The organism is Pseudonocardia hydrocarbonoxydans (assembly GCF_006539565.1).
Lineage (GTDB): Bacteria > Actinomycetota > Actinomycetes > Mycobacteriales > Pseudonocardiaceae > Pseudonocardia > Pseudonocardia hydrocarbonoxydans.
The window spans coordinates 36,573-58,256 of the sequence record NZ_BJNG01000034.1 but is presented as its reverse complement, the minus strand read 5'-3'; the positions used below and the strand labels follow the sequence as shown (position 1 = coordinate 58,256).

The 21,684-nt window shown below is 73.7% G+C and carries 18 protein-coding genes; 7 read left to right on the top strand and 11 right to left on the bottom strand.

The genetic code is table 11. From position 1 onward, the window contains the following. Positions 1 to 43 precede the first annotated feature (43 nt). Both PHY01_RS18220 and PHY01_RS18215 read left to right on the top strand, forming a co-directional pair. Positions 44 to 781: an alpha/beta fold hydrolase gene (locus PHY01_RS18220; RefSeq protein ID WP_246085989.1), complete on the top strand. Its 738-nt coding sequence runs from the start codon at positions 44 to 46 to the stop codon at positions 779 to 781. Then, positions 781 to 1,032 (top strand): YciI family protein, encoded by a 252-nt coding sequence (locus tag PHY01_RS18215; protein ID WP_141280219.1) that lies wholly within the window; start codon positions 781 to 783, stop codon positions 1,030 to 1,032. The genes PHY01_RS18220 and PHY01_RS18215 overlap by 1 nt, the downstream gene beginning before the upstream one ends. A 10-nt stretch (positions 1,033 to 1,042) precedes the next feature. On the opposite strand, the gene PHY01_RS18210 is transcribed toward PHY01_RS18215, so the two are convergent. The 9 genes from PHY01_RS18210 to PHY01_RS18170 all read right to left on the bottom strand — a co-directional run bounded on the left by PHY01_RS18210 (position 1,043) and on the right by PHY01_RS18170 (position 11,746). After that, a complete protein-coding gene (locus PHY01_RS18210) occupies positions 1,043 to 1,768 on the bottom strand; it encodes a GntR family transcriptional regulator (protein ID WP_141280218.1) in 726 nt (241 codons plus the stop codon). A 70-nt stretch (positions 1,769 to 1,838) separates the two neighbouring features. After that, entirely contained in the window at positions 1,839 to 3,008 is a 1,170-nt protein-coding gene (locus tag PHY01_RS18205) for a DUF3500 domain-containing protein (RefSeq protein WP_218030213.1), read from the bottom strand. Between the two features lie 223 nt (positions 3,009 to 3,231). Continuing rightward, positions 3,232 to 4,437: an MFS transporter gene (locus PHY01_RS18200; RefSeq protein ID WP_141280217.1), complete on the bottom strand. Its 1,206-nt coding sequence runs from the start codon at positions 4,435 to 4,437 to the stop codon at positions 3,232 to 3,234. Then, positions 4,437 to 5,582, bottom strand: a complete 1,146-nt coding sequence (locus tag PHY01_RS18195; RefSeq protein ID WP_218030212.1) for a vWA domain-containing protein — start codon at positions 5,580 to 5,582, stop codon at positions 4,437 to 4,439. Before PHY01_RS18195 ends, PHY01_RS18200 begins: the two co-directional genes overlap by 1 nt. After that, entirely contained in the window at positions 5,579 to 6,442 is an 864-nt protein-coding gene (locus tag PHY01_RS18190) for an AAA family ATPase (RefSeq protein WP_141280216.1), read from the bottom strand. The genes PHY01_RS18195 and PHY01_RS18190 overlap by 4 nt, the downstream gene beginning before the upstream one ends. Positions 6,443 to 6,530: 88 nt before the next feature. Next, positions 6,531 to 8,963 carry a xanthine dehydrogenase family protein molybdopterin-binding subunit gene (locus tag PHY01_RS18185; RefSeq protein ID WP_141280215.1) on the bottom strand — a complete coding sequence of 811 codons (2,433 nt, stop codon included), beginning with the start codon at positions 8,961 to 8,963 and terminating at the stop codon, positions 6,531 to 6,533. A 2-nt stretch (positions 8,964 to 8,965) separates the two neighbouring features. Next, positions 8,966 to 9,505 carry a (2Fe-2S)-binding protein gene (locus PHY01_RS18180; RefSeq protein ID WP_141280214.1) on the bottom strand — a complete coding sequence of 180 codons (540 nt, stop codon included), beginning with the start codon at positions 9,503 to 9,505 and terminating at the stop codon, positions 8,966 to 8,968. Next, entirely contained in the window at positions 9,502 to 10,389 is an 888-nt protein-coding gene (locus tag PHY01_RS18175) for an FAD binding domain-containing protein (RefSeq protein ID WP_141280213.1), read from the bottom strand. The genes PHY01_RS18180 and PHY01_RS18175 overlap by 4 nt, the downstream gene beginning before the upstream one ends. Positions 10,390 to 10,552: 163 nt before the next feature. Next, on the bottom strand, positions 10,553 to 11,746 hold the full coding sequence (locus PHY01_RS18170) for an FAD binding domain-containing protein (protein ID WP_141280212.1): 1,194 nt from the start codon (positions 11,744 to 11,746) through the stop codon (positions 10,553 to 10,555). A gap of 120 nt (positions 11,747 to 11,866) precedes the next feature. Here PHY01_RS18170 and PHY01_RS18165 point away from each other — a divergent pair, with 120 nt between their 5' ends. The 4 genes from PHY01_RS18165 to PHY01_RS18150 all read left to right on the top strand — a co-directional run bounded on the left by PHY01_RS18165 (position 11,867) and on the right by PHY01_RS18150 (position 18,035). Then, a complete protein-coding gene (locus PHY01_RS18165) occupies positions 11,867 to 13,783 on the top strand; it encodes a helix-turn-helix domain-containing protein (RefSeq protein WP_141280211.1) in 1,917 nt (638 codons plus the stop codon). A gap of 61 nt (positions 13,784 to 13,844) precedes the next feature. Next, positions 13,845 to 15,785, top strand: coding sequence for a S9 family peptidase (locus PHY01_RS18160; RefSeq protein WP_246085988.1), 1,941 nt, complete (start codon positions 13,845 to 13,847; stop codon positions 15,783 to 15,785). Further along, positions 15,782 to 16,468: a GOLPH3/VPS74 family protein gene (locus PHY01_RS18155; RefSeq protein WP_218030211.1), complete on the top strand. Its 687-nt coding sequence runs from the start codon at positions 15,782 to 15,784 to the stop codon at positions 16,466 to 16,468. Before PHY01_RS18160 ends, PHY01_RS18155 begins: the two co-directional genes overlap by 4 nt. Before the next feature lie 172 nt (positions 16,469 to 16,640). Then, positions 16,641 to 18,035: a cytochrome P450 gene (locus PHY01_RS18150; RefSeq protein ID WP_141280210.1), complete on the top strand. Its 1,395-nt coding sequence runs from the start codon at positions 16,641 to 16,643 to the stop codon at positions 18,033 to 18,035. A 67-nt stretch (positions 18,036 to 18,102) separates the two neighbouring features. Here PHY01_RS18150 and PHY01_RS26625 read toward each other — a convergent pair whose 3' ends face one another. Both PHY01_RS26625 and PHY01_RS18145 read right to left on the bottom strand, forming a co-directional pair. Next, positions 18,103 to 18,279, bottom strand: coding sequence for a hypothetical protein (locus tag PHY01_RS26625; RefSeq protein WP_170183874.1), 177 nt, complete (start codon positions 18,277 to 18,279; stop codon positions 18,103 to 18,105). Next, a complete protein-coding gene (locus tag PHY01_RS18145) occupies positions 18,276 to 18,671 on the bottom strand; it encodes a hypothetical protein (RefSeq protein ID WP_141280209.1) in 396 nt (131 codons plus the stop codon). Before PHY01_RS18145 ends, PHY01_RS26625 begins: the two co-directional genes overlap by 4 nt. A 477-nt stretch (positions 18,672 to 19,148) precedes the next feature. Between PHY01_RS18145 and PHY01_RS18140 the strand changes: the two genes are divergently transcribed. Then, the gene (locus tag PHY01_RS18140) at positions 19,149 to 21,683 is read left to right on the top strand and encodes a molybdopterin oxidoreductase family protein (RefSeq protein WP_141280208.1); all 2,535 of its coding nucleotides are present in this window, start codon (positions 19,149 to 19,151) and stop codon (positions 21,681 to 21,683) included. Position 21,684: the final 1 nt, after the last annotated feature.

Here is a 21,684-nt window from a genome sequence, read left to right as displayed (position 1 = left end):
GCGCGCCGGCCCGGGTACCTGTCGCGCCGGCTGGGGGGTTCTGATGGCGGGTACCATCGGGCACCTGGAGGCCTACGCCCGCAACATCGCGGCGCTGGCCGGACACTTCCGCGTGATCGCCTACGACTACCCGGGCCACGGCTACACCACACTGGCCGAGGCCGACCTCGAGCTGCCCGACTACGTGGCGCACCTGCGCGGGCTGCTCGACGCCCTGGGCGTCGACCGGGCGCACCTGTCGGGGGAGTCCCTCGGCGGCTGGGTCGCGGTGAAGTTCGCCGCGGAGTACCCCGAGCGGACCGGCCGGCTCGTGCTGAACACGCCCGGCGGCACGATGGCCACCCCCGAGGTGATGGAGCGGATCCGCACCCTGAGCCAGGCCGCGGCCGACGACCCGAGCCCGGAGCGGATCCGGACCCGGCTGGAGTGGCTGATGGCCGACCCCGCCTCGGTCACCGACGAGCTCGTCGACATCCGGCGCACGATCTACGCCCGGCCAGGGTTCGCGGCGTCCATGCGGGCCCTGCTGTGCCTGCAGGACGCGGAGATCCGCAGGCGCAACCTGCTCACCGACGCGGAGCTCGCGGCGGTCACCGGGCCTGCGCTGGTCATCTGGACCAGTGACGATCCGTCCGGGCCGGCCGCGGCCGGGCTGGCGATGGCCGAGAGGATGCCCGACGCCCGGTTCGAGGTGATCAAGGACGCTGGGCACTGGCCGCAGTGGGAGCAGGCCGAGACGTTCAACGCCATGGTGCTCGAGTTCCTCACCGAGGCCCGCTGATGGCGTTCTACGCGGTCGTGTGGCGCGACACCGACGACAGCGCCCTCGTGGACGAGACCCGGCCGCTGCACCGCGAGCACCTGAGGGGGATGGTCGAGCGCGGCCAGGTCCGGCAGGCGGGCCCGTGGGCCGACGGCGCCGGCGGGCCGCTGGTGTTCGAGGTCGCGGACGATGCCGAGCTCACGGCGCTGCCGGAGGCCGACCCGTACAGGAAGGCGGGCGTCGTGGTCGACCGGCAGATCCGCGAGTGAAGGGCCGCCGTCAGGTGCCGTGGGCAGGCTGCCGGTCGGGCTGGATCACGCTGCCGACGATGCCGACGATGTGCAGCTCCATCTCCTGGCGTGCAGCAAGCCGGTCACCGGTCTGCAGCGCGGCCCGGATGCGCTCGTGGTCGTCGTGCCGCCCGTCGAGCGCACCGCTCAGCGGCTGCGGCCCTCCCGTGGTGTTGATCAGGAAGTCGCTGAGGTCCCACATCCGCGCGCTGGTCTCGGCCATCACCCGCGAGTGCGCCATGGCGTGGATCGTGGCGTGGAAGCGGCGGTTCAGCACCCGATAACCGTGCGAGCGGGCGCCGGGATCGGTTCCGTCGCGCAACCGCCCGATCTCGGCGGAGAGCCGGTCCAGCTCGGCGAGCTGGACGTCGGTGCGGCGCAGCGCCGCGATGCCGGCGATGGTGCCCTCGAACCCGCCGAACATGAGGAAGAAGTCCTCGACCTCGCGCGGGGTGTAGGCCGACACCTGGCAGCCGACCTGCGGGATGATCTCCACGAGACCGTCGCCCGAGAGGCGTCGTAGCGCCTCCATGACCGGTTGCTTGCTGACGCCCCACTCGTTGCGTAGCGCCTCGACGGACAGTCGCTCGTTGGCGGCGTACCGGCCTTCGAGCAGCCGTTCCTTGATCTGGTCGTAGACGACGGAGCTGAGCCGCGCCGACCCGCGCTGCGACAGCAGCGCGGCTGAGGTGGTGCCCGGATGCGGGTTGCTCACGGGTGAAGGGTAGTGGCGCCGTCGTGGCGCGCAGCCGGCGTCCTCGCCTCCCCCACGAGCTGTCCCGGCTTCAGCGGTGGTACGTCCCGTGGTGCACGGCAAGTGCGTCGAGCCCGAAGTCGGACTCCGGGTCGCGCCACGCCGCGTGGGCGTGGTTGGCCTGCCGCTGGGTGTTGTCGTACTCGACGAGCAGGCGTGGTCCCTGCAGCCGGTAGTAGTGCGGTTCCCCGGGGGCCGTCGAGCCGGCCCAGGCCAAGTGCACGCCGTCGAGTGCGGCGCGGCCGGCAGGGGTGCTCCGGTCGTAGGTTCCCATCGGGCTCAGTGCACCGGGGACACGGCCGAGGTAGGTGGCCAGCAACTGGTGAAGCAGCTCGCGTTGCGCGGCGTCGAACGCAGCACCGGGCACGCCCTTGGGCGCGGCGGTCAGGGCGATCCGCCGGTGGTCGTCCGCGTCCAGACCGGTGGTGGCATCGATCCTGTCGCTCATCGACTGCAGCCGCTGCTGCTCGCCGGGATCGGCGAACCGTCCGCGCCAGATACCCGAGAGCGGGATGACCTCGTCTCCCTCACCGACGCGGGTGCGGTTGCCGCCGACGATGTCGGAGGGCGCACGGGGCAGCAGCACCGCCTGCGCCGCGAGCTCCGGGTCGAGCGAGCGGACGAGCTCGCGGGCCAGGTCCTCGGGACCGGCGAGCGGGCGCAGCACCGAGCCGAGCAGCGGGGACACCGCGGGGTCGGCTCCGAGGAAACACGGCGTCGTGGCGACCACGGTGCCGTCGACCACGAGGTTGTTGAGCGAGACGTGGTGCCCGCCGAAGCGCCACCCCCACGGCGCCGCTCCACCGGGCTCGCCGAACACGCGCAGGAAGTACATCCCGGGGTCACGGCCGCGCTCGCGGCCGAACGACACCGTGAAGCCCTCGGTGTGGTCGAGCACGTTCTCCAGGCCCATGACCGTGGCGACGCTGACGTACCCGGCCGGTGACAGACCCGACGCGACGAGCTGCATCGCTCGCCGCTGTTGCGCGGGACGTTGCTCGTGCAACGTCAGCCCGCCGTGGTCGGTCGGGGTGTAGAACCACCGCCGTCGCTCCGCGTCCGCGTCCGACTCGGGCGAGGGGGCGACACCGGCCGCGATCCCGCGCTGTTCGGGCGACAGGGTCTCCAGCCAGGCATTCGCCGCCGCGGCCATGCGATCCGCGGCGTCCCGCGCGGTGTCATCGGTGACTGCCTGGGCCATTCGCACGACCCTACGGAGAGAACACCGGGCCGTCGATGGGTCGCGGGCCAGTCGCCCGGGCGGGGACGTTGCGCGGTCACAGTGCTCGGGTCGGCGCGCCGGAGGTGTCGTCTGCCATGTGGTCGTGGACGAGCGCCACCGGCCCGTCCCCGGGGCACCTACGCGACCGTGGATCCCTACGAGCCCACCGGACGCGGGCGGCCGCAGCACCACAGCTGGGTGATCAGGGCCGGGCGTGCCGCACCGAGCGCCCGGCCGCCACGGCCAGCAGCGCGGCCAGCCCCGCGTAGACCGTGAGGACCACCGGCGGTGACGCGTACTGAGTGGCCACGCCCAGCCCCAGCACCGGCAGGGTGAGCCCGAGGTAGGCGGTCAGGAACAGCCCGGCCACGGCCTCGGCCCGGTTCTCCGGCGCGGCGCCGGAGGCGACGACGCGCACCGCGCCGGAGAACATCAGCCCGACCCCGGCCCCGACGGCGACCTCACCGGCCAGGAACAGCGGCAGCGACGGCCACCACGCGGCGGCCACCACGACCGCCAGCCCGACGGGGACGGCCGCGGCACCGAGCGGGCCCGCCCACCGTCCCGACGGGTCCCGCACCAGCGCCTGGACGAGCGCGGCGGTGCCGAACGTGGCCGTCGTCGAGAGACCGCCGAGGGTGTGCGACGGGGAGCCGAGCGTCGCCCCGACGAACGCGGAACCGAGGGCGGCGAACAGCCCGAAGAGGGCGAAGGCCACGAACGCCGCCACCGCGGCCGCGGCGAACTGCCGCCGCAGCCCGGGGGGTACAGCGGCACGCTGGGGCCGGTACGGGGGCCGCGGGTCGGGTCGTCGGACCGTCTCGGGCACCAGCGCCAGCAGGGCCGCCGCGACCAGCAGCGCCACCAGGTGCACGAGGTAGGGCAGGTGCAGCGGCCACGGCGCGAGGTCGGCCAGCACCCCCGCGACGAGCGGCCCGAGGCCGAGCCCGCCCAGGTTGGCGGCGGTGCCGACCACCGCCGCCCGCCGCCCACCGCGGCCCGGCCGGGCGACGGCGTCGAGCTCGGCGAGGGCGGCCACACCGGTGGAGGTGACCATCCCGACCGCGACGCCGGAGAGCAGCCGCGCCAGGATCAGCCCCGGCAGCTCCGGCGAGACGATGAACACCACCGCCGACGCCGCCGCGGTGACCAGCGCGGCGAGCAGCATCCGGCGCCGGCCCAGCTGGTCGGACAGGTGCCCGACCAGGAACAGGCTGCCGAGCACACCCACCGCGTAGGCGGCGAACACGATCGTGACGGTGACGGAGGAGAACCCGTAGGCCTGCTGGTAGAGCGGGTAGAGCGGGGACGGCGCGGTGCCCAGTGACATCACCGCCGTGAAGGCGGCGGCGACGATCCAGAAGCCCGCGGCGCTGCGTGGCAGGGTGCGCGCCGGACGTTCGAGCACTAGGCCACCCTGCGACGGGTCAGGGCCGTGCACATCGCCTCGAAGCTCACGAGGTTGTGCCCGGCGAGGAAGACGTCGACGTGCGGCAGCGCGGCCGCCATCCCCCGCTGCAGCGGGCGGTAGCGCGGATCGCCCTTGAGCGGGTTGAGCCAGACCACCCGGTGCGCGCGGCGGGCGAGGTCCCGCATCGCCGAGCCGAGCGTCTCGGGGTCGTCGCGGTCGAGCCCGTCGGAGCACATGACGACCACCGCGCCGCGGACCGCGGAGTGCCCGCCGAAGCGGTCGACGAGGTCGCGCACCGCGGTGCCGAGCAGCGTGCCGCCGTCCCAGTCGTCGACCTCCCGGCCGATGCGGCGGAGCGCGGCGTCGACCGAGGTGCGCCGCAGCGACTCGGTGATCCGGGTGAGGTGGACACCGACGGTGAACACCTCGACGCGGTGCCCGGTGTGCAGCATCGCGTGGCCGAAGCGCAGCAACGCCAGCGCGTAGGGACCCATCGAGCCGGACACGTCGATCACCAGCGTGAGCGGGCGCTCGCGGAAGGGCACCCGGCGCCGCGGCAGCTGCATCGGCTCGCCGTCGGTGCGCAGCGACGCGCGCAGCAGCCCCCGGACGTGCAGGTGCGGCCCGCTCGGGGCCGGGCGGCGGCGCCGGCCGCGGCGGCGCGGGAGCTCGGGTCGCAGGTCACGGATCAGTGCGGCGGCGCGGCGGCGCTCGTCGGCGTCCATGAGCGCGAAGGACTTCACCTTGAGCAGCCGGACGTCGCTCGGCACCACCCTGGCCTCGTCGGCCTCCTCCTCCGGCTCGCCGGGCCGCGCGGTCGGGGTGCCGGGGGCTCCGGCCTCCCGGTCCACCGCGACCAGCGGCCGGTCGCGCGGCGGTGCCGGCAGGCCGTGGTCGTCCTCGGCCGGCGGGCCGAAGAACTCGGCGAACGCCGCCGTGTAGACCGGGTACTGCTCGCGCTGGTTGGCCAGCACCACGCGACCGGCCCAGTACAGCTCGCGCAGGCCGACCTGCCCGAGCAGGTGCAGCGCCGCGTAGAACGCGGTCGTCTGCTCGGGGCCGATCGCCAGGCCGCGGCGGCGCAGCAGCGCGGCGAACTCCACGCAGGTCCGCCCGGTGACCTCGATGGGCTCGGCGCTCACGAGGACGACGGGACCACGAGATCGATCTTCTCGGTCACCAGCTGCTGGTCGTCGACGTCCTTGATCAACGCGCTGAGGGTGGCGGCGGCGATCTCCCGGGACAGCGTGGCGACCCCGACCATGTGCAGCGCGCCGGCCCAGTCGATCGACTCCCCGACACCGGGGGAGTTGCCCAGCCCCAGGCCGCGGATCCGGTGCACGGCCCCGGCCACCTGCCGGGCCAGCGCCTCGGGGACCTCCGGCGCGCGCACCCGCAGGATCTCGAACTCGCGCTCGGCGTCGGGGTGCGACACCCAGTGGTAGAGGCAGCGGCGGCGCAACGCGTTGTGCAGGTCGCGGGTGCGGTTGGACGTGAGCACCACCAGCGGCGGCGACGGTGCCACGATGCGCCCGACCTCGGGGATGGTCACGGCGAAGTCCGAGAGCAGCTCGAGCAGGAACGCCTCGAACTCGTCGTCGGCGCGGTCGAGCTCGTCGATGAGCAGCACGGCCCGGTCGCCCGCCTCGAGCGCCTCGAGCAGTGGCCGGGAGAGCAGGTAGTCGCGGGTGAAGACGTCGGCGGCCCTGGCGTCCTCCGACCCGCGGACGGCGAGCAGCTGACGGCCGTAGTGCCAGTCGTAGAGCGCCTGACTGGTGTCGATGCCCTCGTAGCACTGCAGCCGGATCAGGTCGCGGCCCAGCAGCTCGGCCAGCGCCTTCGCGATCTCGGTCTTGCCGACGCCGTTCTCGCCCTCGAGCAGCAGCGGGCGGTTCAGCCCCAGCGCGAGGTGGGTCGCCATCGCCAGGGCGTCGTCGGCGAGGTAGCCGACCTCACCGAGCCGCGTGCGGAGCTCGGCGGGCGAGGTGAACGGGTGCGCCATGAATGGTCCTCACTTGGTCCGACCCGGCCCCGGACGGGAAGGGGTCCGTCCGGGGCCGGGTCGCGATCGGTGCGCCCGGGGGCGCTTCTCAGCCGCGCGCGAGGGAGTCCTGCACGGTGGCCACGATCTCCGACGGCTTCACCGGGAGCTCGCGGACGCGCATGCCGTACTCCCGCAGGGCGTCGTCGATGGCCGCGGACACCACCGACGGGGTGACCATGCGGCCGCCCTCGCCGCCGCCCTTGATGCCGTACTCGGTGAACGGCGACGGGGTCTCGACGTGCCCGATCCGGAACGGCGGGACCTCGTTGGCGGTCGGGACGAGGTAGTCCAGGAACGTGGAGGACTTGAACTGCCCCTCCTCGTCGTAGGCCAGCTCCTCGTACAGCGTGGAGCCCAGCCCCTGCGCCGCACCGCCCGTGACGTGCCCGCCCAGGCTCTTCGGGTTCACCACGGTGCCGGCGTCGTGTACCGCGACGTAGTCGAGGAACGAGGTCTGCCCGGTGTCCGGGTCGACCTCCATGACCGCGATGTGGCACGCGTGGCCCATGATCGGGTAGAAGACGCCGAGGTCCGTGCGGTCCGCCGAGGGCAGCGTCGTGTACGGGTGGTCGTAGGTGTAGGCCTCCTCGAGCCCGCTCTGCATGCCCGGAGGCAGGCTGAGCGCGAAGAAGTAGGCCGACGCGGCCAGTTCCGGCAGGCCGAGCGACCGCTCCGGCGCTCCCACGACCTGCACCCGCGCGTCGACGAGCTCCAGGTCCTCCGCCGACACCTCGAGCGTGTGCGCGGCGATGTCGATGAGCTTCTTCTTGAGCTTGCGCGCCGCACCGCGGACCGCGCCCGCGACCATCACGGTGTAGCGGCTGCCGCCGGGGCCGGTGCCCGGCAGGGCGCGGGCGGTGTCGGCGTAGCTGACGTTGACCGTGTTCGGCTCGATGCCGAACTCCTCGGCCACGATCGTCGTGCTGACCGTCTCGGGGCTGTTGCCCCACATGGCCTGGCAGTGCAGCAGCAGCTGGAACGCACCCGTGGGGTCGATCGTGATCGTCGCGCTCTCGGGGCTCGACGTGATCGGGAAGGCCGGCTCGTCGAACCAGAACCAGAACTCGGTGGAGGAGAAGACCGAGCGCTCCTGGGTGGTGGCCAGACCGATCCCGATGTAGCGCCCCTCCTCCTCGCGCAGGCGCGCCTTCTCCTTGCGCCAGTACGCGAGGTCGATCATCCCGAGGGCCGTGTCCAGCACCTTCGGGTAGTCGCCGCTGTCGTACAGGTTCCCGCCGGGGATCTTGTACGGGAACTGGTCGGGCTGGATGAAGTTGCGCCGCCGGATCTCCTCCGGGAGCAGCCCCAGCTCCTGCGCCGCCTTGTCGATCAGCCGCTCCAGCACCCAGTTGTGCACCTCGGAGCCGAACCCGCGGTAGGCGCCCTGCTGGCACTTGTTGGTCAGCGCCGCGCGCAGCCGGTACTTCAGGTCCCGGAACGTGTACGGGCCCACGGCCTGGGAGAAGGCGTTGCCGTGCGTGCCGACACCGAACTGCAGGTAGGCGCCGTAGTCGTCGACCACGTCGATGTCGAGGCCGGTGATGATGCCCTCGGACGTGAAGCCCATCTTCGCGTCGTAGTAGCGGTCCGACGCGTGGTGGTCGGAGTTCATCAGGTGGTCGAGGCGGTCCTCGACGTAGGACACCGGGCGGCCGGTGCGCAGCGCCAGGAAGCCCGCGAGCGTGGGCACCTTGTGCGCGGTGAACTTGCTGCCGAAGCTGCCGCCGGCGGGGACGGGCCGCATGGTCAGCTTGTTCGACGGGATCTTCAGCGCGGTGGCCACGAGGAACTGCAGGTAGCTGAAGTTCAGCGAGTTGCAGTGGATCTCCAGGACGCCGTTGAGACCGATCCGCGCGACCGCGCCGCTGGTCTCCATCGGCATGCCGGCCGAGCGGCCCCAGTGCAGGGTGTCCTCGACGACCAGGTCCGCGCGACCCAGCGCCTCGGAGATGTCGCCGAACTCGAAGGTCCGCTCGTAGCCCAGGTTGGTGCCGTGCTCGTCGTGCAGCACGGCCGACCCCGGCTCCAGCGCCTTCATCGGGTCGGTGACCGCGGGCAGGTCCTCGAACTCGACGACGAGCGCCTCGACGCCGTCCTCGGCGATGTAGCGGTCCTCCGCGACGACGGCCGCGACGGCCTCGCCGACGTAGCGCACCTTGTCGACCGCGATCGGGAACTGCGGGATCGTCGGCGGCCCGAAGTTCATGCACGGGTTCATGTGCTTCTTGACGTCCTCACCGGTGAGGACGGCGATCACGCCGGGGATCTTCAGCGCCTCGGTCGCGTCGATCGAGACGATCCTCCCGTGCGGCACCGGGCTGCGCAGGATCGCGGCGTGCGTCAGCCCCTGCATCTTCAGGTCGGCGATGTAGCCGCCGCGCCCGACCAGCAGGCGCGGGTCCTCGACCCGCTTGCGGTCCGAGCCGATGTACGTGTAGGCGGGCTTCTCGTTCGCCTCGCCGTCCGCGACAGCGGTCATGGTCAGGCCTCCTTCGCGCACGTGCCGGAGTTGCCGCAGCGGAGCTTCCGGCCGGCGTTCTGGACCGCGTTGATGATGTTCTGGTAGCCCGTGCAGCGGCACAGGATCCCGGAGATCTCGTTGCGCACCTCGTCGTCGGAGCGCTCCACGCCGTCGGCGAGGATCTCCTTGGTGCGCAGCACCATCGCCGGCGTGCAGAACCCGCACTGCAGGCCCTGCTCCTCGGCGAACGCCTCCTGGATCGGGTGCAGGGCGTTCTGGTCCGCGGACAGGCTCTCCACGGTCTCGACCTCGTGGCCGACAGCCTGCACGGCGAGCATCAGGCAGGACCGCACGGAGCCGCCGTCGAGCAGCACCGTGCAGCAGCCGCACACGCCGTGCTCGCACCCCAGGTGCACGCTGACCAGGTCGAGGTCGTCGCGGAGGAAGTCGGCGAGCGTCTGGCGGGTGGGGACCTCGCGGGTGACCTCGCGGCCGTTGACGCGCAGGGTGACCGCACGGGTATCGGAGTCGTACTTGCTGTGGTTCTCGGTGGTCGTCACGACCCGTTCCTCTCGACGGCGGCGGCGTTGCCGACCGCGGCGGTGATGGCCCGCTTCACCACGGTGACGGCCAGGTGCCTGCGGTAGGTGCCGGTGGCGTGCATGTCGTCGGCGGCGTTGACGGAGTCGCCGACGGCCGCTGCGGCCGCCGCGATCGCCTCGGTGGTGGTCGGCCCGCCGACCAGCGCGTCCTGCACGGCGGTGGCGCGGACCGGGGTGCCGGAGATGCCGGCGACGCCGACGGCGGCCGAGGCGATGTGCCCCTGCGCGTCGAGCGTGACGACGGCTGCGGCGGCGGCGAGGGCGAAGTCGCCCTGCCGGCGCGCGTGCTCCACGAACGCGGAACCGGCCGCGGCGGGTGTGACCGGGAAGCGCACCGCGACGACGAGCTCGTCGGGCGCGCAGCAGTTGGTCATGAAGCCCTCGAAGAACTCGCGGGCGGGGACCTCGCGACGACCTTCGGTGCCCTGCACGACGATGGTGGCGTCGAGGGTGACCGCCGCGCACGGCAGCTCGGCGGCCGCGTCGGCGTGCGCGAGGCTGCCGCCGACCGTGCCGCGGTGGCGGTTCTCGATGTGGCCGATGTAGGGCACGACCAGGCCGAGCAGGGGGACGGCCGCGGCCACGGCCGGGTCGGTCTCCAGCACCGACTGCCGGACGCCGGCGCCGATCTCGAGGACGTCGCCGTCCCGGGTGATCTGCTGCAGATCGGTGACCCGGTTGATGTCGATGAGGACCTCGGGGTTGGCCAGCCGCATGTTGAGCATCGGCATCAGGCTCTGCCCACCGGCCAGGACCAGCGAGTCGTGGCCGTAGCGGCTCTTGAGCGCCACCGCCTCCTCGACCGAGTCGGGGTCGCAATACATGAACTTCGGAGGCTTCATCGCCCGTCCTGCCTGTCCGTGGGGGAGATCCTGGTGTTCCTGCCGGTCGCGGGAGCCGGCGGCCGCAGATCGAGGCCGACCCTACGCCGGCGTACCGGCCCTACTGCTGTGTGGAGAAACAGTTGCCGTACATCCGGGTGTGGATCCACCCATCGAGTTGCGGTCACTGGTCCGGCCCGTAGAGGCCGAACCGCAGCGAGCGGTCCGCGGGGTCCGCCGTGCTGTCCACCTGGTACTTGCGGCCCATCTCACGCACCCGCTCCAGCAGGCTGCGCCCCAGCTCCAGGCGGCCGGGCTCCCACTTCGCCAGCGCCGTCGTGACGTCGCCGTCGGCGGAGCGCAGCGCATCGGCCAGGGCCCACGCGTCGGCCGCCGCCTTCGCCGTGCCGGCCGCGGCGTGCGGCCGTGCGGCGAACGCGGCGTCGCCCATGATCGCGACCCGGCCGAAGGCCATCCGCGGCACCTCGACGTCGAGCACCGGCTGGATGAACGGCTCGGCGGTCCGCGTCACGAGCTCGGCCGCGGCCGGGGGCAGCTGCTCCTGCGCGGCGGCGCGCAGCTCGGTGACGTAGCGGTCCTGGACCTGGCCCGGGTGCACCGACACGGGCGAGGGGAAGCCGCGTTTGTCGGTGAGCAGTTCGTCGAGCCGGGGGCCCTCGGGCACGTTGCGGTACCAGACGTAGTTGAGCTCGCGCTCCCCGACGGCCAGCGCGCCGCCCTTGCCCGGGATCGGGTACATGCAGATGTGCGTGTTCGGGGCGATCGCGTAGGCCAGCGAGTCGCTGAGCAGCGCGTGCGTGGCCGCGCTCACCTCGTTCTCGGGCACCGTGCCGCGCCAGCCCACGTAGCCGGAGTACTGCGGCACCACCTCGGGCAGCAGCCGGCGCCGGCCCGTGGAGGAGATCCCGTCGGCGAAGACCACCAGGTCGGCGCGCTCCTCGCGGCCGCTGACGAACCGCAGGTCCACCCCGTCCGCGTCCTGGTCCAGGCCCGCGCAGTGCTCGCCGAGGTGGTAGTGGTCGGTGCCGAAGTCGGCCAGCAGCGCCTTGTAGGTCGTCGTCCACGACGTGAACCGCCAGGTGCTCGGCTCGTCGAAGACGATCTCGTCCCCGGCGCCGATGTAGCGCAGGTGCGACGACCCGGTGCTCACCTTGTCGACGGCGCCGGTGCCGCCGTGCTCGCGGAACCAGCGCACGGTGTCGGGTTGCAGCACGATCCCCGCGCCGCGGCCGTCGAGCAGCTCGGGGGACCGCTCGAACACGTCCACCCGCATACCGAGCTCGCGCAGCACGAGCGCGGCGGTGAGCCCGCCCATCGAGCCGCCGACCACGATCACCCGTGGCTGGTCGTCGGTCATGGCACGTCCTCTCGGTCCTGTTCTGGCGAGCGTTCCCCACGTCGAGGGTCCGGAGCACTGTGTCAACGGCCAGCCGATGCGAACTCTGCTGTGGCTCGACACAGTGGCATGCTGCCCGGCATGACGACGGAGACCCGCCACGACGAGGTCCGCCGCTGGCTGGCCGGGGTCGGCACCATCGCCGCGGCGGTGAACGCCCCGGTGGAGCTGCCCGCGCTGCTGGACCTGATCGCGGCCACCGCGTGCGAGCTCACCGGGTACGAGGCCGGCGGCGTGCTCCTGGCCGACGACGGCGAGCACGCGCTCTACATCTCCGGTGCGCACGGGCTCTCGGCCGAGTACGTCGCGCGGGTCAACGCCGAGCACACCATCAAGCTCGGCTCCGGGCCGCTGAGCGCGGGGCCCTCGAGCCGGGCGTTCCGCACGGCCGAGCCGGTCGCGATCTCCGACCTGTCCGAGGACCCGTCGTTCGCCCCGTGGGTGGCGGCCGCCCTCGAGTACGGCTACCGCGCGATCGTCGCCGTGCCGCTGCTGGTCGGCGGCAGGCCCGCGGGCACGCTGAACTGCTATCGCACCGGCGTGCACCCCTTCGGCACCGACGAGATCGACCTGCTCAAGACCCTCGCCAACCAGGCCGGCATCGCCCTGGAGACGGCCCGGCTGCGCGACCACGAACGCCGCACGATCGACGATCTCGAACTGCTCAACCGGTCGCTGACCGCGCAGCACGGGCTCCTGGAGCAGGCCGAGCAGATCCACCACGAGCTCACCGCCGTCGCGCTGCGGGCCGGCGGCGTGCAGGCCGTCGCCGACGCACTGGCCCGGCTGCTCGCCCGACCCGTCCTCGTCGCCGACCCCGCCGGTCAGCCGCTGGCCAACGCCCAGCACCGTGGCGTGCTGCTCGACCCGGCGCCGATCGCGGTGGCGGCGGGCGACGCGGCCGCGACGCTGCTGGACTCGCCCACCGGGGACCTGATGACGGCGCCGGTCGTGCTCGGGGACGAGCTCGTCGCCCGGCTCTGGCTGTCCGGCCCGGTGGCGGACCTGGGCCCGCTCGACCGGCGCGCGGTGGAGCACGCCGCCGTCGTCTGCGCGCTGGAGCTGCTGCGCAAGCGCACCGCGCTGGAGGTGGAGTGGAGGCTGCGCGGCGACGTGCTGAGCGACCTGCTGGCCGGCGGCGCCTCGGCGGCGCTCGCCGCGCGGGCCGAGTCGCTCGGGCACGACCTCACCCGCCCGCACTCGGTAGTGGTGGTGAAGGCCGACCGCCCCGACGGGCCGATGCACCGGATGGGCGGGCCGGGCGGTGTCCGGCGCCTGCTGGGCGTCGCCCAGGTCACCGCGGACGGTCCGGGACCCCGGCCGCTCGTCACGAGCTGGGGCGACCACGTGGTCGTGCTGTGGCCGGAGGGCAGACCCGGGCCGCGGGCCGACCCCGTGGACGCGGCCGAGGCCATCCGGCAGGCCGCCCAGCGCGCGTTCGGCGGCGCCACCGCGTCCGCCGTCGTGGGCCGACGCTGCACCGCGCTGTCCGACTACGCCTCCGCGTTCCGGATCGCCCGGGGCGCGCTCGAGCTCGCGCAGCTGCGCGGTGGACTCGACCGGACGTTCACGGTGCCCGACCTCGGTGTGTACGGGCTGCTGCTGCAGCTGGAGGACCCGCACGAGCTCGTCCGCTTCGCCGACGGGGTGCTCGCGCCCCTGCGCCGCCACGACGACCACCGGGACATGGCACTGGTCGCCACCCTGCGCACCTACCTGGAGCAGGGCACGAGCACCAGCCGCACCGCGGCGGCGTTGTACCTGCACCCGAACACCGTCGGGTTGCGCCTGCGGCGCATCGAGGAACTGATCGGTGTGCGGCTATCCGACCCGGAGGCCCTGTTGCAGTTCACGGCGGCGTTCATGGCGGAGGACGTGACGGGATCCGCCTGGGGCTCGTCCGCACCCGCCCCCGACGGCGGGCCGCTGCCGGGCACCGCACGAGCATCGACGTCGGGGGCCGACCGGGCGCGCGGCAGGCGCGGCAGGAAGACCTGAGGAGCCACGATCGGCGGACCGGGCTTGACTGTGCCGGAACGGCACGGTGTGCGATGACGCCGTGAATCCCGAACGACGCAGCGAGACGACCACGAGCGGGCGTCCGACCGATCGGCGGCCCGCGCTGATCGACGTGGAGACCCTGTTCGCCGACCCGCGGTTCTCGAGCCCGTCGATCTCCCCCGACGGCACCCGGATCGCCTATCTGGCCCCGCACCGCGGACGGCGCAACGTCTGGGTGCGCGGCGTCGAGGAGTCCCACGACGACGCCGTCGCGGTCACCCACGACTCCCGGCGCGGCATCTCCACCTACCACTGGACCGACGACCCGCGCTTCCTGCTGTACCTGCAGGACACCGACGGGAACGAGGACTGGCACCTGTTCCGGGTGGATCTGGACGCCCCGGACGGGCCGGCGGTCGACCTGACGCCGATGGACCCGGGGTCGCGGGTGTTCGCCGTCGACGCCGAGACCACGGTGCCCGGCGCCGCCCTGGTCTGGATGAACCCCCGGCCGCTCTACGTCGACGTGTACCGCCTCGACGTCGCCACCGGTGCGACCACCCCGGTCGTCGAGCGCGACGACCCGACCGAGTTCTTCCTCCTCGACCGCGACGGCCGCCCGGCCTGGTTCGTCTCGAAGGACGGCGACGGCACCCACGAGATCCACGCGGTCGACCGCGGGACCGGGGAGCGGCGCCTGCTGCACCGCCTCGACGGGCCTGCGCACCCGATGGGGGTGTTCGTGCTCCCGCTGCCCGACGGCAGCGGCGCCCTGCTCGGCGACCACCACGACTCCGACGACCTGCGCCTGCTCCGCCTGGACCGCGACACCGGCGAGCGGACCGTCGTCGCCGCCGTGGACGGGCACAGCCTCGACACCCTCAGCGCCGCCTCCGACACGCTGCCGCCGACGGTGTTCGCGAGCAGGCGCACCGGGGAGGTGATCGCCGCCCGCTTCACCGGCGACCGGCCGCAGGTCGTGGCGATCGACCCGCACTTCGCGGAGGTCCAGGCCGCGCTGGGGGGGCTCACCGACGGCGTGCTGGGCTGGGTGAGCTCGGATGTGGCCGAGCAGCGCTGGGTCGCCACGTTCCTGCACGACCGCGAGCCCCCGACGACGTGGTTCTACGACCACTCCACCGGCGAGGCGCGCCTGCTGTTCCGCGACGGGCGCGTGGACCCCGCGGACCTCGCGCCGACGACCGCGGTCCGGTTCCCGGCCCGCGACGGTCTGCCGCTGCACGGGTTCCTCACGCTGCCCGTCGGGGTGCAGCCGCGGGACCTGCCGCTGGTGCTGCTGGTGCACGGCGGACCGTGGATGCACGACACGTGGGGGTACGGCGCGGCCGTGCAGTTCCTGGCCAACCGCGGCTATGCCGTGCTGCGGGTCAACTTCCGGGGGTCGACCGGCTACGGGCGCCGGCACCTGACCGCGGCGATCGGCGAGTTCGCGGGAGCGATGCACGACGACCTGATCGACGCCGTCGACTGGGCGGTCGCGCAGGGCTACGCCGACCCGCAGCGCCTGGGCATCGTCGGCGGGTCCTACGGCGGCTACGCCGCGCTCGTCGGGGTCACCGTGACACCGGAGAAGTTCGCCGCCGCCGTCGACTACGTCGGCATCTCCGATCTGGCCAACTTCCTGGCCACGCTGCCGCCGTTCGTGCGGGCGAACATGACCAACAACTGGATCGCCTACGTCGGTGACCCCGACGATCCCGCGGCACTGGCCGACATGCGCCGCCGCTCGCCGATCACCATGGTCGAGAGGATCCGCACCCCGCTGCTGGTCGCCCAGGGCGCCAACGACGTGCGCGTGGTGCAGGCCGAGTCCGACAACATCGTCGCCCCGCTGCGCGAGCGCGGCGTGCCCGTCGAGTACCTCGTCGCCGACGACGAGGGCCACGGCTTCGAGAACCCGGAGAACCAGGTCATGCTCTTCCGCGCGATCGAGCGGCACCTCGCCGCCCACCTCGGCGGACGGGCGGGGGCATCGTGACTCCTGAAAAGGCCGCCGGGCCGCTGCTGGCCGAGGACCTCATGCTGCTGCTGTTCGACCCGTCGTCGGGGACGATCGCGGGTGAGGGCACGCTGTACTACCTGCTGGGCGGTGCGTTGCTCGCCGAGCTCGCCCAGCTCGGGCTGGCCGGGGTCGAGGACGCCGGGCTGCGCGGGACCGTCGTCCACGCCGCCGGGGACGCCCCTCCCGGGGACGTGCTGCTGCGGTCCGCCTGGGACTACGTCGCCGGGAAGCCGCGGAACGTGCAGACCGTGCTGGCGGCCGTCGGGCCACCCCTGCGCGGGCCGGTGCTCGACCGGCTCGTCGGGCGCGGGGACCTGTTGCGGTCGTCCAGGAAGGTGCTGGGCCTGTTCACCTCGACGACGCTGCGCGAAGGGGCCACGGGCCGCCGGGCGGAGCTCGTCGGGCGGGTGCGGGCCGTGCTGGTGGACGGCGTGGAGCCCGACCCGCGCACGGCGGCACTCGCGGCGCTGCTGTCGGCGAGCGGATGGCTGGTGACGCTGCACCGGGAGATCCCGTGGAACGGCCCCGTCATCGCCCGCGCGACGGCCCTCGAGAAGGGCGACTGGGGCGCCTCGGCCGCCGCGTCGGCGGTCGCGCGCACCATGGCCGCGGTGGTGAGCAACTCGCTCGCCGTCTCCGCGATCCTGCCCCGCGGCTGACCCGGGTGGGATCGGACGCCGGGGTCGGGCCCCGGTCACGGTGAGGCCGCCCGTTGGTCGTCGCCGGACAGGTCCGGGCGCTGCTCGGCGCCCGGCCGCCGGGTTTGCCGCGGTCCGGGCCGGTTACTCCGTCGACGTCACCGCACCCGAACCACAAGGACGTGTCCTCCTGATGTCGCAGACCGTGCCCGCCCACCGGCCTCCCGACCCCGCGGCCGGCCCGCTGCCCGTGGCGAGTTGGGCCGACACCGGGCGGGTGCTGGCCGGGGCGGTGCTGCCGATCGTGGCCCAGGGCGCGATCCTGCGCCGGCGCCGGGTGGTCGCCCTCGCGGGGCGGCTGCGGACCGACGACCGCGGGGTGCGCATCCTGCAGCGGATGCGCGAGCGCTACGGGCCCGGCCCGCTGCGGCTGCGCGTCCCCGGCCGGTCGATGGCGGTCGTCCTCGACCGCCCGGACGTGGCGCGGGTGCTGTCGGAGACGCCGGAGCCCTTCGCCCCTGCCAACCGGGAGAAGCGGGGCGCGCTGGGCCACTTCCAGCCGCACGCCGTGCTGATCTCCAGCGGGGAGGCGCGCGCCGACCGGCGTCGGTTCAACGAGTCGGTGCTCGACAGCGGCACCCCGGTGCACAGCCAGGCCACGGCGATGGTGCGGGCGGCCCGGGAGGAGGCGGCATTGGTGCGGGCAGCGGCCGACGGGTCCGGCCGGCTCGACTGGGACACGCTGTTCGTCGGGTGGTGGCGGGTGGTGCGCCGGACCGTGCTGGGCGACGGCGCCCGCGATGACGCGGAACTGACCGACATGCTGGAGACGCTGCGGTCCGCGGGCAACTGGGCCTACCTGCGCCCGCACGGCGGGACCCGGGCTCTGCGTGAGCGGTTCGACACCCGCCTGCGCGCCCACGTGGACCGGGCGGAGCCGGGCAGCCTGGCGGCCATGTTCGCGGCCGCCCCCGGCTCGGCGGTCACCGACCCCGCCGGTCAGGTCCCGCACTGGCTGTTCGCCTACGACGCGGCCGGCGCGGCGAACATGCGCGCACTCGCCCTGCTGGCCGCGCATCCGGAGGAGGCGGGCCGGGTACGGGCCGAGTCCGGCGCCGGCGACCCGTCGGGCCCCCGCGAGCTGCCGCGGCTGCGGGCCGCGGTGCTGGAGGCGCTGCGGCTGTGGCCCACCACCCCGCTGCTGCTGCGCGACTCCACCGTCGAGACCCGGTGGGCCGGCGCCCCGCTGCCGGCGGGCAGCGCTCTACTCATCCCCACCTGGTACTTCCATCGCGACGACCGCTCGCGGCCCGACGCCGACCGGTTCGCCCCGGACCAGTGGCTCGACGCCGGGGGTCGGGAGGACCGGGCTGTCGAGGACTGGTCGTCCATGCCGTTCAGCGGTGGCCCGGGGACCTGCCCCGCCCGCGAGCTCGTGCTGTTCACCACCAGCACGTTCCTGGCTGCGGTGCTGGATGGCCGCGCGCACCGCGTGGATCCGTCGGTGCTGCACGGGTCCCGGCCGCTGCCGCGCGGGCTGGACCCGTTCACGCTGAGCCTGGCGGTCTCACCGAGCTCACCGGTCTGACCGGTTCCGGGCCGCGGTCCCCGTCCTGGACCCGGCACCGCACGGCGCCGGGCCGTCGACGGGACGGCTACGGGCCGTCGGGGTCGTCCGCCGCCCGCGCGGGTTCGCCGGGCGGCTCGGCCCGGGGCCCAGGCGGGCAGTCGTTGGCGACGTCCAGTTCGCGTTGGCGCCGGATCGTCTCGTCGATGTCGTGCTCGCTCCACGGCGGGTCGGGATGTGCCGGGTCGGGACCGCGCGTCGTCACCGTGCCCACACCACCCGGGCCGGGATCGGGGTGGACGCAGCCGAGTCGTCGGAGGTGTGCAGGGCCACGACGGCGTCGTCGCCGAGGTCTAGGACTCCGCGGTGGGGCAGGGGGCGGTCGTCGGTGAGTGTCGCGGTGGTCCGTTCCGGGGCCACCAGGCCGCCGCCGTCCACCGTGTTCACGAACCCGGTGGTCAGCCGGTGGAACTGGTCGCGGTACCCGGGCCAGAACGCCGCGGCGTCGGTGCGCTCGCCCCGCGCGTCGAGCCGGGACAGGGACGCCCGGTCCGCGGACAGGGCGGCGAGCGGCGCGGGGTCGGCGTCCTGCTCGAACCGGCGCAGCGGGGCCACGAACGAACGGGCCCGCTCGTCGGTGATGTGGTTGTCCTCCATACCGGCGGCCTACCCGGCGGGTGGCCCGCGAAACCGGTGTCTGCGGTGACTGGTTCGGCGGCGAGGCGGGTGGGCGGGGAGCATGACGAGTTCCGGCCTCTTGCTGTCCTGCGGCCAGTACGCGGCTCCGCGGCCGGATGCGGTCCGGGGCGGCGACCGCCTCGTCCCCGGAGCCGATCCCGACGTGTATGGCGACAGCGGGCCGGCTGTTCGCCGCCGGCCGGCCCGAAGGCGTCGATCATCCGTCGGTGGCGGCCGTCCGGCAAGACGGTCGGCTCGGCCCCACCGGGGTGCCGTGGCGAGCGGGTGGGACCTGTGCACGACGACGATCGGTATGAGCACCGCGACGGCCGGTGCGGGCCCGTCGGCCTGCGACGAGGGGCAGCACGGAGCGCTGGGCTGGCTGCGACGGGAATCGTGGTCCACGTCTGTGGGACGTGCGTGGTTGGGCGCCGGTGGCCGGGGTACGCGAGCGGTATGGACGAGGCAGACCGCATCAGCGACATCTGGGGCGCTCGAACCCCGCACGCCAGGGACGAGTCGTGGCCGGTGCGGGTGGACATGCATCTGGACGGCGATGTGGGCGAGGCCGACGTGGACCGCTGGGTGCAGTCGGCGTGCGTGCTGTGCAGCAACGGCTGCGCGTGCGACATCGCGGTCAAGGACGGCCGCATGGTCGGCGTGCGCGGGCGGGCGCAGGACACGGTCAACCACGGTCGGCTGGGTCCGAAGGGCCTGTACGGGTCGTGGCAGTGGAGCCGCAGCGACCGGTTGACCCGTCCGCTCGTGCGCGAGAACGGCGAGCTGGTGAAGTCCGACTGGGACACCGCGATGGGGCGGATCGTGGAGCGTTCCCGCGCGCTGCTGGACGATGTGGGCCCGCTCTCGCACGGCTTCTACACGAGCGGGCAGCTGTTCCTCGAGGAGTACTACACCCTGGCGGTGATCGGGAAGGCCGGTATCGGCACCCCGCACATGGACGGCAACACCCGGCTGTGCACCGCGACCGCGGCCGCGGCGATGAAGGAGAGCTTCGGCTCCGACGGCCAGCCGGGCAGCTACACCGACATCGAGTCCTGCGACGCGATCTTCCTGTTCGGCCACAACATGGCCGAGACCCAGACCGTGCTGTGGGCCCGGGTGCTGGACCGGGTGCACGGTGCCGATCCGCCGCGGGTGGTCGCGGTGGACCCGCGGACGACCCCGGTCGCGGAGGCGGCGGTCGCGACCGGCGGGGTGCACCTCGCGCCGATGCCGGGCACGAACATGGCGCTGATGAACGCGCTGGTGCGCGAGGTGATCCACCGGGGCTGGGCCGACCGGGACTACGTGTACGCCCATACCCTCGGGTTCGACGAGCTGGCCGCGACGGTGGAGCCCTACACCCCGGAGGTGGCGGCGAAGATCTGCCGGGTGCCGGCCTCCGACGTGCGCCGCGCCGCGGAGATCTTCGGGACCTCGCCCCGGGTGCTGTCGACGGTGCTGCAGGGGTTCTACCAGTCCCACCAGGCCACTGCGGCCGCCTGTCAGGTGAACAACCTGCACCTGCTGCGCGGCATGATCGGCCGGCCCGGCTGCGGGATCCTGCAGATGAACGGCCAGCCCACCGCGCAGAACACCCGCGAGTGCGGCGCCGACGGCGACCTGCCCGGGTTCCGCAACTGGGACGACGCCGAGCACATCGACCAGCTCGCGCGGCTGTGGAACGTCGACCCCTTGACCATCCCGCACTGGGCCCCGCCGACGCACGCGATGCAGCTGTGGCGCTACGCCGAGCAGGGCTCGATCCGGCTGCTGTGGATCTCGGCGACCAACCCGGCCGTGTCGATGCCCGAGCTGGCCCGGATCCGGGCGATCCTCGCCCGCGAGGACCTGTTCGTCGTCGTCCAGGACGGGTTCCTCACCGAGACCGCCCAGTACGCCGACGTGGTGCTGCCCGCGGCGATGTGGGGGGAGAAGCAGGGCACCTTCACCAACGTCAACCGCACGGTGCACTTGTCGGACCGGGCCGTCGACCCGCCCGGCGAGGCGCGCAGCGATCTCGACATCTTCCTGGACTACGCCCGGCGGATGGACCTGCGCGACCGGGACGGCGCACCCCTGATCGCCTGGACCGACCCGGAGGGTGCGTTCGCGGCGTGGCGGGAGTGCACGCGGGGGCGGCTGTGCGACTACACCGGGCTGTCCTACGAGAAGCTGCGCGGCGGCAGCGGCATCCCGTGGCCGTGCAACGACGAGCACCCCGAGGGCACCGACCGGCTCTACGCCGACGGGGTGTTCCCCACCGACCCCGGGGTGTGCGAGAGCTACGGCCACGACCTGCTCACCGGCGGTTCGCTCGACGAGCGGACCTACCGGGCCCTGGACGTGCGGGGCCGGGCACTGCTGAAGGGGTCGCCGTACACCGCCGCGCCCGAGGCGCCCGACGACGAGTACCCCTTCGCGGTGATCAGTGGGCGCACCGCCTACCAGTTCCACACCCGCACCAAGACCGGGCGGTCCCGGCAGTTGCGGCGGGCGGCGCCGGAACCCTGGGTCGAGCTGTCGGTCGCCGACGCGGCCCGACTCGGGGTCGCCGAGGGCGACGTGCTGTGCGTGGAGTCCCCGCGCGGGTCGGTCCAGGCCCCGGCCCGGATCGGCCGCGGACGCGACGGGGTGGTGTTCGTGCCGTTCCATTACGGCTACTGGGACACTCCGGCCGGGCGGGCCCCCGGTGACGACCCGCACGCGGCCAACGAGCTGACGCTGACCGAATGGGACCCGGTGTCCAAGCAGCCCCTGTTCAAGGTCGCCGCGGCCCGGGTCGTGCGGGTCGCGGACGGGACGGGGCCCGCGGCCGCGCCGACGACGACCGCGTCCGCACCCGCGCGGCCCGGCGCCGTCGCCGGCACCGTCGGTGGCCCGGGGGCGGCCACGCAGGAGCGGGTCGGCGAGTCCGCGCCGCCGCCCGCACCGCCCACCCCGGAGCACACCCCGGGCGTCCCCCGCCACGAGGCCACGGACCGGAGCTGAC

Bases quoted from the DNA above. Each gene is read 5' to 3' on its own strand.
- PHY01_RS18220 (WP_246085989.1), top strand. From the start codon at position 44: ATGGCGGGTACCATCGGGCACCTGGAGGCCTACGCCCGCAACATCGCG.
- PHY01_RS18215 (WP_141280219.1), top strand. From the start codon at position 781: ATGGCGTTCTACGCGGTCGTGTGGCGCGACACCGACGACAGCGCCCTC.
- PHY01_RS18205 (WP_218030213.1), bottom strand. From the start codon at position 3,008: ATGGCCCAGGCAGTCACCGATGACACCGCGCGGGACGCCGCGGATCGC.
- PHY01_RS18190 (WP_141280216.1), bottom strand. From the start codon at position 6,442: ATGGCGCACCCGTTCACCTCGCCCGCCGAGCTCCGCACGCGGCTCGGT.
- PHY01_RS18185 (WP_141280215.1), bottom strand. From the start codon at position 8,963: ATGACCGCTGTCGCGGACGGCGAGGCGAACGAGAAGCCCGCCTACACG.
- PHY01_RS18175 (WP_141280213.1), bottom strand. From the start codon at position 10,389: ATGAAGCCTCCGAAGTTCATGTATTGCGACCCCGACTCGGTCGAGGAG.
- PHY01_RS18170 (WP_141280212.1), bottom strand. From the start codon at position 11,746: ATGACCGACGACCAGCCACGGGTGATCGTGGTCGGCGGCTCGATGGGC.
- PHY01_RS18165 (WP_141280211.1), top strand. From the start codon at position 11,867: ATGACGACGGAGACCCGCCACGACGAGGTCCGCCGCTGGCTGGCCGGG.
- PHY01_RS18150 (WP_141280210.1), top strand. From the start codon at position 16,641: ATGTCGCAGACCGTGCCCGCCCACCGGCCTCCCGACCCCGCGGCCGGC.
- PHY01_RS18145 (WP_141280209.1), bottom strand. From the start codon at position 18,671: ATGGAGGACAACCACATCACCGACGAGCGGGCCCGTTCGTTCGTGGCC.
- PHY01_RS18140 (WP_141280208.1), top strand. From the start codon at position 19,149: ATGGACGAGGCAGACCGCATCAGCGACATCTGGGGCGCTCGAACCCCG.